Here is a 9,901-nt window from a genome sequence, read left to right on the forward strand (position 1 = left end):
AGGAATTAAATTAATAATGGCAGACGAGAAATTTACTTCTCAAACTTGCCCTAAGTGTTCAAAAAAACACAAACCATCAAGTAGAAATTATAAATGTACTTGTGGCTATGAAACTCATAGAGATATAGTTGGAGCGTGGAATATTCTAAATAAAAAACATAAATGCCATTTAGTGGAATTTAGAATAAACCATAAGCAACCAATTAATTTAAAAGTATCTACCGTTTGAGCGACCTGTCGGCGAACAACTTTAAGGTAGTAGTGGCGAAGACACCGTCTATTTTGCTTGGCTTTGTAACAACCTCTGATTATATCGTTTAGGTGTAATTAAGTCGTTAGCCACCAAGAATCCCTCTGCTTTAGCTGTAGGGAGTGTGTCAAAGATGTATTTATTACACATTGTGGAATGAATAGCGTTAATGAGAGCTTATATTACGGTGTTCCTATGGTGTTATATCCTCAACATTCAGAGCAAAATATGGTTGCAGATAGAGTTGCTACATTAAAAGCAGGGGTTATACTAAAAAGAGATAATCCAGAAGGTATTAAAGATGCAGTAATAAAAATAATGAATGATGTAGGATATAAAGATAATGCCGATGTAATATCTGAAAGCTTTAAAAAAGCTGGTGGAGTTAACGAGGCAGTAGATAGAATAATCGATATTGCGACTAATAAAAGTAACTAGGTATACATTTTACAGTTGCTTATAGAGTAGAAAAAATATCTCTCTAGTATTATAGAACTAGTTGACAAAACACTATGGTATGATAAACTAAGGTATATAGTATTTAAAACTATATACCTTAGAAACATTAACCAACTTATATAAATAACTGGGGGATAAATTTATGATTAGAATTATATCAGATTCATCGACAATGTACTCTATTGCAGATGGTAAGAGTAAAGGAATTGATATTGCACCACTTTCAGTAACAATTAATAACAGGACATACAAGGAAAATGAAGAAATAAACACAGAAGAGTTTATTGATATAATCAATCAAGGACATGTACCAATGTCATCCCAGCCTGCTATAGGTGAGGTTGTAGAATTATACAATAAATATCCTAATGATGAAATTATTAATATAACAATGGCAGATGGACTTTCAGGAACTTACAATTCAGCTTGCTCTGCAAAGATGATGGCTGACAATCCAGATAATATAGAGGTTATAAACTCAAAAACATTATGTGGACCTCAGAGATACTTGGTAGATTTAGCTGTAGAACTTGTAAATAAAGGAAAGTCAAAAGAAGAAATCCTAGAGATTCTTAATGATTTAATTGAAACGTCACAATCATATTTAATTCCAAATGATTTTGAATATTTGGTTAGAGGTGGACGATTATCACCTTTAGTTGGTAGAATTGGAAGTGCTATAAAGCTAGTACCTGTAATGGTAGTGGTCGAGGATGGAAAAAGAATATCTAAGTTTACAACTAAACGTACTTTTCCTAAAGCAATTGAAAAAATAGCTCAAGCATTTATTGAAGCAGGTGTAGATAATAGTTATTATATCTATATAAGCCATGCATGCAATGAAAAATTAGCAAATACAGCTAAAGATGTTATGCTAAAGAATATAACAGATGCAGATATAAAAATTAGTAAATTAGGGCCAGCATTTACCACTCAAGGTGGGCCAGGATGTATTTCTATACAAATAGTTAAGAAATACCAGGGTTTGAAATAAACGGAGTGATTAGGAGGCTTTAATGGATAAAGTAGAATTTCATTGCCCAAGATACAATGAATTACCACATATACCTTTATATAAAGAACAGGTAATTTCATTTATTGAAGAGGCATTAAAAGATATAAATATAAATACACAAGAAAAGTTATTAACATCTACTATGGTAAATAACTATGTGAAGCAAAAGATAGTAGAACCACCGAAGGACAAGCGATATACAGATAAACATTTAGCATACTTTATAGTAGTTTGTGTTTTAAAGCAAGTCTTCAGTTTAACAGAAATATGTAAAATGATTAGAATGCAAATAGATACATGCCCAATTGAACAAGCTTACGACTACTTTTGTGTAGAGCTTGAAGAAGCGATAAATCAGGCTTTAGTTACTAGAGATTTCTCACAAGCTACCTTTGAGGGGAAAAGAACACTACAAGGTGAAATGACTAAATCTGCAGCAATGAGTTTTGCTAATAAACTTTATCTACAAAAATGTATTATTGATAAGCAGTAAAAATAGTTTACTTTACATTTAAAGCATCTAAGGCTCTAGAGTTTAATACTCTGGAGCCTTTACTTTTATTATTATGTGACAAAGTCAAAGTTAAAACTATGGTACATTAGAGTATCTGAGGTATATTATTATGCTTAAACAACTTATTTAACAATTTTACTTGAGAAGAACTAACCTTTATAGGAGCCCTAGAACCTGAAATTTTAGATGATTTCTTTAGTTAAAATTCTAGAGTATAAAAGTTGTTGCCATTTATTAATTCTTTACTCCATATATACCCTTGAATATCACTCCAATTTATAAAATAATTGAAAGAAAGTAAACCATCAGTATATACAATTGTATGCTTGCCTTTAGGATTTAATATATATAAATAGATAGCTATGTATGCAAAAAAACTTATCCAATCACAATGCTCTAAAGAACTTAATAATACTTGGTTTAATTTTAGATGATTAAAATTTATAAAAATATATATGAAAATTAGTAAAGATATGATTATACAACCTATCTGTACATATTTTATTAATTTTTCTTCAAAAATAGATGATTTATAGGATTGAATATAAAAAAGTGGATCAATTTTATTATTAGAAATTTCACATTCTTTTTTATACGTTTTTATAATATCTACGATATATTTTCCAAAATATAACGTAATGAGTACAGTTAGGATAGGATAGTATAGATATAAAATAAAGTAAGGTTATTATGACTATTAATGTAAATATATCCTATACCAGCAATAGCAGATATAAGTAGAACTACCACTGTTGAAAAAATTACCAAAAATCTACTAAAATTAGAGGTTTTGTCTTTATAAAGTTTGCTTAAGGCGCTTGGATCACCCATTTGTTTTAATGCGATACTTGTAGCATCGCAAGTACTTACACCATTTTTAACATAATCTTCAACACAGCTACAAATATGATCTCTAAGTTCATCTTGTATCTCTTTAGCTTTTTCTTCTGTAGATATAAACCTACACACAGATTGTAAAAAGTTTTCTATAGATGAAGTATTTTTTACACTCATCAAATTTCACCTCCTAATACTAAATTCATTGTTTTACTAAATACTTTCCACTCATCTTCTCGCCCCTTTAATTCTGTAAGACCTTTTTTAGTAATTTTGTAGTATTTCCTACGTCTACCATTTTCAGCATCCCAAAATGACTCAATAAGTTTATTTTTTTCAAGATCATGTAAAATAGGATATAGAGTTCCTTCTTTAAATTGAAAAATACCATTAGATTTATTCTCAATTTCTTTAATTAATCCATACCCATACATGGGATCTTTTTTTAATGAATTTAAAATTAGTGTAATAGTACTACCTTTTAGAAGTTCTTTATTCAAAATCAACACCTCGGATTCCTATGTATTTGAGAGAATTGTATTTTACACTTTAAAGAAAGTCAAGAAGATTAATTAACAAAAAAATGAAAATTAAAGATTAAATAAAGTTTAATCATTAAGAAATTTACCGAAAACTTATGAGCTAATAGTTGACTATGAAGATGAGGAATATATTATTACAACTAATAGAAAAGTATAGAAGAAGTGTGAAATAGATGATAGTATATATTTATTACTAATAGAATTTTTAGATGGTGACAGTAATGTTGTTAATTATAATTTAAATATACACAAATAGGAGAAATAATATGAAGATAACTGTATTAGTAGAAAATAAATCAAATAGCGAACTTAAAGCTAAACATGGTTTATCACTTTACATACAAACATCAAAACACAAAATTTTATTTGACTTAGGACAAGACAAAACCTTATTTGAGAATGCAAAACTACACAAAATTGACTTATCAGAAATTGATACAGTTATAATATCCCATGGACATATGGATCATGGTGGAGCCTTAGAAAAATTCTTAAAAATAAACAACAAAGCAAAAATTTATGTTCAGAAAAAAGCTTTTGAAAAACATTATTCTAAAGTAATGTTTTTCAAGGTGAATGTAGGCTTAAATCCAAAATTAATGGATAACTCTCAAATAATATTAATAGATGGTGATTATAAAATTGATGATGAACTAACCTTGTTTACAGTAGATAAAACTTCTAAATGCTACTCTACAGTAAATGATGCATTATATACTAAGTACGGAAAAGATGATTTTTCACATGAACATAATCTAATTATATTTGATAAAACCACAACTTTAGTAATGGGTTGTGGGCATAGTGGAGTTGTCAATATTTTAGAAAAATCAAAAATATACGAGCCTAAAATCTGCTTAGGTGGATATCATCTATATGATCCAATTACCAAAAAAACAGTCCATAAAGAAGTTGTAGAAGAGATAGGAAAAGAAATCTCTAAGTATGATATTACTTACTATACTTACCACTGTACAGGTGAAAAAGCCTTAGAGTATTTAGCACCATATGTAAATGTATCATATTTAACTTGTGGAGAAGAGATAGTATTATAAATAGACTATAATTAGAAAATTTGTAATTTACACATTTTATTGTAATTCATAAAATTATTAGCTAGTAATAAGATGATTTCTATACTTAATAGAGGTCATCTTATTTAAATTATACTGGTATATGTAGTTATAAGAGCATTGTATAAGTTTGTATATAGGGATGCAAAACGTAGGAGTTTGTGTCGATTTAGTAAAATCATGTAGTTATTTTACTACTTTTACTTTGTTTGACAGTATAATTTAATGCATTTTTTTAGTAAAAAAAATAAAGGATTTTAATATACTTTAGTAAATAAAAAAGTTACTAAATATTATTTGAAAATATATAGAAAACATGAATAAAATACAGTTAAAAATACAGATTTTAATATAGCTAGAATTAAGTTGTTTTAATGTATAGACAGGTTAAGTATAATATAAAAAGGATATCTAGGTTATCGCTTCAAATATGTACAAGTTAATAGCGATATTAAATTGAAAATAAGTTAACTTATTTTAACATATTTAAGTAAATGTTAAAAATAAATAAAATGAATGGTAAAAAAATAGAAAAATATTGACTATAAAAATAAAAACTTATAAAATAATTCAACAGTCATCCATGTATATATTCATAATGAATACCAACAACGATATTTTAGTTATCTCATAATTTATGTACTAAGAAATGTATCTTTACCAAACTTATATAGCTTAATATTATAACATTCAAGTGATCAAATTTCTCGAATCTTTTCTTTAGGGGAATATGTTTTATAATTAAAACATTGCAAACCATATTGGTATCGAGATGAAATATGAAATAAGTTAGTACAACAATTAAAAAAAAATGAGGGGGATATTATGAAACTAAAAAAACAACTAGCATCTATTATAATGATAGGTGCCCTTATGACAGGATGTGCTGCAGGGGGACAAAGTACAAAAAAAGAAGAAAGTAAAGATGGTAAGCAAGTAGTTACAGTATGGGCTTGGGACAAAAACTTTAATATTAGAGTTATGGAAAAAGCAGCTGAAGCTTATTCAAAAGTAAATCCTGATGTAAAGATTGAAATAGTAGATTATGCAAAAGCAGATGTAGAAACAAAACTGCATACAAATCTTTCTACTGGATCTACAAAAAATTTACCTGATATAGTTTTAATAGAAGATTACTCAGCACAAAAATATTTAACTTCATACCCTGGAATGTTTGAAGACCTAACAGGAAAAAGGGGGCATGATAAATTTGCAAAATACAAAGTATCATCTATGACAGTTGATGGAAAAGTATATGGAGTACCTTTTGACTCAGGTGTAACAGGTATGTTTTATAGAACTGATTATTTAGAACAAGCAGGATTTAAGCCTGAAGATTTACAAAACATAACTTGGCAAAGATATTTAGAAATAGGGAAAGTAATACAAGAGAAAACTGGAAAACCTTTAACTTGTGAAAATCTAAATGAAATAAGTGGACTTTCAAGAATAATGATGCAATCAGCAAAAACTTGGTATTTTGATAATGATGGAAATGTACAAATAGAAAATAATAAGGCATTAAAAGAAGCTCTTACAACACTTAAAGAAATGAAAGACACTGGAGTTGTAAAAAATGTAAATGGATGGGATGAATGGGTAGGAGCTATGAATGATGGAACATCTGCAACAGTAGTATCTGGTGCATGGATAATGCCTTCTATAACTTCAGCAACTGATCAATCAGGAAAATGGGCTTTAGCACCAGTTCCAAAATTAAGTACAGTAGATTCAGTAAATGCATCTAATTTAGGTGGTTCAAGTTGGTATGTTCTTGGTGGAAAAGATAATAAAGATGCAGCTATAGACTTTTTAAATAAAACTTTTGGTTCAGACAATGATTTCTATCAAACTATACTTACTGATATTGGAGCTATAGGTACTTATATGCCAGCTCAATCAGGAACTTCATATGAAAAAGAAAGTGCATTCTTCTCTAACCAAAAAGTATACAAAGATTTCTCAAAATGGATGACAGAAGTACCAGAAGTTAATTACGGTGTATATGCAGCAGAAGCAGACAAAGCATTAAATAGTGTTATGGCAGATTTCTATTCAGAAAAAATAACAGTAGATGAAGCTTTAAAAGCTATACAAACACAAGTTCAAGGCCAAATAAAATAATTCAATAAATTCTGTGTGATTTATAATAAGTAGATTTTAGTTTTCCATTAAATGGGGGGGAAGGCAGAGTGAATTTTCAAGAAGCAAAAAAAAATAAAACAAAAGCAAGAAGCCTAGAAAAACACTACAGCCGTCAAGGTTGGTATTTCATAGCAGCATCTATTTTACTGTTTACTTTATTCATATTATATCCAATCATAAAATCAGTAGTACTTACTTTCAAAAGTGTAAAGGGACTTAATGCAAGTTTCGTTGCCTTAGGAAACTACAAAAGGTTGTTTCAAGATGAAATGTTTTGGACTGCACTTAAAAATACCTTTATTTTTTTAATAATACAAGTACCGATAATGCTAACATTAGCCATATTACTTGCTAGTATGTTAAATAATAAAAAACTTAAGTTTAAAGCATTATTTAGAACTGCAATATTTCTACCTTGTGTGACATCATTAGTTGCATATTCAGTATTATTTAAGATGATGTTTGCAGAAGACGGTATAATAAATAATTTTTTAATAACTTTAAATCTTATAAATGTTCCAATAGGTTGGTTAACTGATCCGTTTTGGGCTAAGGTTGTTATAATAATAGCTTTAACATGGAGATGGACAGGATATAATATGATGTTCTTTTTAGCAGGGATGCAAAATATACCTGAAGAAACTTATGAAGCAGCTAATATAGATGGAGCTAATGCAATTCAAAAACTTTTTAAAATAACTATTCCACAATTAAAGCCCATAATATTATTTACAGGAATAATGTCTACCATAGGTACGCTTCAATTATTTGATGAACCAATAAACTTAACTAAAGGTGGTCCAGGAACAGCGACTACAACTATATCTCAGTATATTTATAATCAGTCATTTGTATTTGCACCAGATTTTGGTTATGCAGCTACAATATCATATGCAATAGTTATTATAGTAATTGTATTATCAATAATACAATTTAAGATGGCAGGTGACGAATAAGATGAAAAATATATCATACAAAGGTAGAAAAACAATAGGAAGTATAATCAATTACTTGTTTTTATCTATAGTAAGCCTAATATCAATATTTCCATTTTATTGGATGGTAATAAGTGCTACTAACAATCGTAAAGATATAATAGTGGGAAAACTAACTCCTGGATCTGAGTTTATGAATAACTTAAATGGTTTACTAGATATGAGCAATATTGGGCAAGCCTTTATTAATACAACAAAATTAACATTGATTACTATGGTAATATCAATAATTGTAGCTTCTATGGCGGGTTATGGATTTGCCAAGTTTTCATCAAAAGGAAAAGATAAAGTTTATTCATTATTATTATTCTCAATGATGATACCTTTTGCAGCAATGATGATTCCATTATTCCAATTAGTAGCTAAGATGGGACTAGTAGATAATCATTGGGCAATTATATTACCGGGATCTATATCAATATTCTTAATATTCTTTTTTAGACAGAATTTTTCTACATTCCCAACAGAAATAATTGAAGCAGTTAGAATAGATGGAGCTAGTGAGTTTACTATATTTTTTAGATTGGTAGTGCCTTCTATGAAATCAACTTTTGCAGCTGCTGCTATATGGTCATTTATGACGAATTGGAATAACTTTATGTGGCCTCTTATATCATTGCAATCAGATGGCCAAAAGACACTAACATTAGTGCTAAGTTCATTATCATCAGCATATTTCGTAGAATACGGTTCGTTAATGGTAGCTATAGTAATAGCTATTACACCTGTTATAATAGTATTTTTAACAATGCAGAAACACTTTGTTGCAGGAGTTATAGGTTCAAGTAAGTAAAAATTAAAATATTGAAACTTATATATATAGCATAAGTTTCAATATTTACATCATATAAAGGAGTATAAAATTTATGAAATTCATATATAAAAAACCACAAAATGGATACCCGGAATGGAATAATAATCCTCAAATAACATCTTTGAATATGAATAAACCACATAATGATTTCGTTAGTTATGAAACTAAAGAACAATCAATAGAAGGTATAAAAGAAAATTCATCAAGGTATGTATCGTTAAATGGAAAATGGAAATTTAACTTCTGTAAAAATCTAAAAAGTATACCTGAAAACTTCCATGAAATCGATTATAATAATGAGTCTTGGGATGAGATAGATGTGCCTTCAAATTGGCAAATAAAAGGATATGGAATACCACAATATACAAACCTTATATATCCATGGCAAGGAAGAGAAGATATTAAACCACCATTTGCACCTGTTGAAATAAATGAAGTAGGATGCTATGTAAAATATATAAATATAACAAAAGAGCAATTAAACAAAAAAGTTCTCCTAAACTTTCAAGGGGTAGAGTCTTGTTTTTACCTTTATATAAATGGAAAAATAGTAGGATTTAGTAAGGATTCATTCTCTCCATCTGAATTTGATATTACATCATACCTAGTAGAAGGAAAAAATAAAATTGGTGTAAACCATAGTATAGATGTAAACTTCCAAACTATAATTGATAATCCTAAAAAATGGAGTGCAGAGCAACCAAACTTATATAAGATAATAATAAGGTTAGAAAATGAAAATAAAGAAATAACAGAATATGTAAGTTGTGATACTGGATTTAGAAGATTTGAAATAAAAGAAAATATAATGTATATAAATGGAAAACGTATACTATTTAATGGTGTAAATAGACACGAATTTGATAGTGAGATGGGTAGAGCAATAAACAAAGAAACAATAGAAAAAGATATAAAAATAATGAAACAATTTAACGTTAATGCACTTAGAACTTCTCACTACCCAAACAATCCATACACGTATGAATTATGTAACAAATATGGATTATACGTAATAGATGAAGTAAACTTAGAAACTCATGGTACCTGGAAATATGGGCAACGAGAAGAAGAAAATGCACTTCCAGGAAGTAAACCAGAGTGGACAAATGCAGTATTATCAAGATGTGAAGCTATGTTTGAAAGAGATAAAAATCATCCATCTATAATAATATGGTCATTAGGAAATGAATCCTTTGGAGGCGAAAACTTTAGAAAAATGTACAAATTCTTCAAAGACAATGATAAAACAAGAGTAGT

General features: G+C 28.6%; 11 protein-coding genes. 9 read left to right on the forward strand and 2 right to left on the reverse strand.

The genetic code is table 11. The annotated features are described in order from the left end of the window. The 4 genes from ACRC03_RS05630 to ACRC03_RS05645 all read left to right on the forward strand — a co-directional run. The coding region (locus ACRC03_RS05630; protein ID WP_438651578.1) for a zinc ribbon domain-containing protein at window positions 1–229 on the forward strand (229 nt) is incomplete at its 5' end. A gap of 162 nt (window positions 230–391) precedes the next feature. Further along, entirely contained in the window at window positions 392–688 is a 297-nt protein-coding gene (locus tag ACRC03_RS05635) for a nucleotide disphospho-sugar-binding domain-containing protein (protein WP_438651588.1), read from the forward strand. 163 nt (window positions 689–851) lie between these two features. Further along, a complete protein-coding gene (locus ACRC03_RS05640; RefSeq protein WP_438651579.1) occupies window positions 852–1,703 on the forward strand; it encodes a DegV family protein in 852 nt (283 codons plus the stop codon). Window positions 1,704–1,725: 22 nt separating this feature from the next. Continuing rightward, window positions 1,726–2,217: a DUF1836 domain-containing protein gene (locus ACRC03_RS05645; protein WP_438651580.1), complete on the forward strand. Its 492-nt coding sequence runs from the start codon at window positions 1,726–1,728 to the stop codon at window positions 2,215–2,217. A gap of 669 nt (window positions 2,218–2,886) precedes the next feature. Here ACRC03_RS05645 and ACRC03_RS05650 read toward each other — a convergent pair. Beyond that, window positions 2,887–3,252 (reverse strand): permease prefix domain 1-containing protein, encoded by a 366-nt coding sequence (locus tag ACRC03_RS05650; protein WP_438651581.1) that lies wholly within the window; start codon window positions 3,250–3,252, stop codon window positions 2,887–2,889. Next, window positions 3,252–3,584 (reverse strand): PadR family transcriptional regulator, encoded by a 333-nt coding sequence (locus ACRC03_RS05655; RefSeq protein ID WP_438651582.1) that lies wholly within the window; start codon window positions 3,582–3,584, stop codon window positions 3,252–3,254. Before ACRC03_RS05655 ends, ACRC03_RS05650 begins: the two co-directional genes overlap by 1 nt. 299 nt (window positions 3,585–3,883) lie before the next feature. Here ACRC03_RS05655 and ACRC03_RS05660 point away from each other — a divergent pair, with 299 nt between their 5' ends. The 5 genes from ACRC03_RS05660 to ACRC03_RS05680 form a co-directional block, all read left to right on the forward strand. Further along, window positions 3,884–4,672: an MBL fold metallo-hydrolase gene (locus ACRC03_RS05660; protein ID WP_438651583.1), complete on the forward strand. Its 789-nt coding sequence runs from the start codon at window positions 3,884–3,886 to the stop codon at window positions 4,670–4,672. Window positions 4,673–5,515: 843 nt separating this feature from the next. Next, window positions 5,516–6,814 carry an ABC transporter substrate-binding protein gene (locus ACRC03_RS05665; protein WP_438651584.1) on the forward strand — a complete coding sequence of 433 codons (1,299 nt, stop codon included), beginning with the start codon at window positions 5,516–5,518 and terminating at the stop codon, window positions 6,812–6,814. A gap of 68 nt (window positions 6,815–6,882) precedes the next feature. After that, window positions 6,883–7,791, forward strand: coding sequence for a carbohydrate ABC transporter permease (locus tag ACRC03_RS05670; protein ID WP_438651585.1), 909 nt, complete (start codon window positions 6,883–6,885; stop codon window positions 7,789–7,791). Between the two features lies 1 nt (window position 7,792). Then, window positions 7,793–8,623 (forward strand): carbohydrate ABC transporter permease, encoded by an 831-nt coding sequence (locus tag ACRC03_RS05675; RefSeq protein ID WP_438651586.1) that lies wholly within the window; start codon window positions 7,793–7,795, stop codon window positions 8,621–8,623. A 73-nt stretch (window positions 8,624–8,696) separates the two neighbouring features. After that, the coding region (locus ACRC03_RS05680) for a glycoside hydrolase family 2 TIM barrel-domain containing protein (protein ID WP_438651587.1) at window positions 8,697–9,901 on the forward strand (1,205 nt) is incomplete at its 3' end.

It is taken from the genome of Romboutsia sp., from assembly GCF_051659545.1.
GTDB lineage: Bacteria > Bacillota > Clostridia > Peptostreptococcales > Peptostreptococcaceae > JBOFOR01.

Coding starts and splice junctions, on each gene's coding strand:
- ACRC03_RS05640 (WP_438651579.1), top strand. CDS start 852: ATGATTAGAATTATATCAGATTCATCGACAATGTACTCTATTGCAGAT.
- ACRC03_RS05645 (WP_438651580.1), top strand. CDS start 1,726: ATGGATAAAGTAGAATTTCATTGCCCAAGATACAATGAATTACCACAT.
- ACRC03_RS05650 (WP_438651581.1), bottom strand. CDS start 3,252: ATGAGTGTAAAAAATACTTCATCTATAGAAAACTTTTTACAATCTGTG.
- ACRC03_RS05660 (WP_438651583.1), top strand. CDS start 3,884: ATGAAGATAACTGTATTAGTAGAAAATAAATCAAATAGCGAACTTAAA.
- ACRC03_RS05665 (WP_438651584.1), top strand. CDS start 5,516: ATGAAACTAAAAAAACAACTAGCATCTATTATAATGATAGGTGCCCTT.
- ACRC03_RS05675 (WP_438651586.1), top strand. CDS start 7,793: ATGAAAAATATATCATACAAAGGTAGAAAAACAATAGGAAGTATAATC.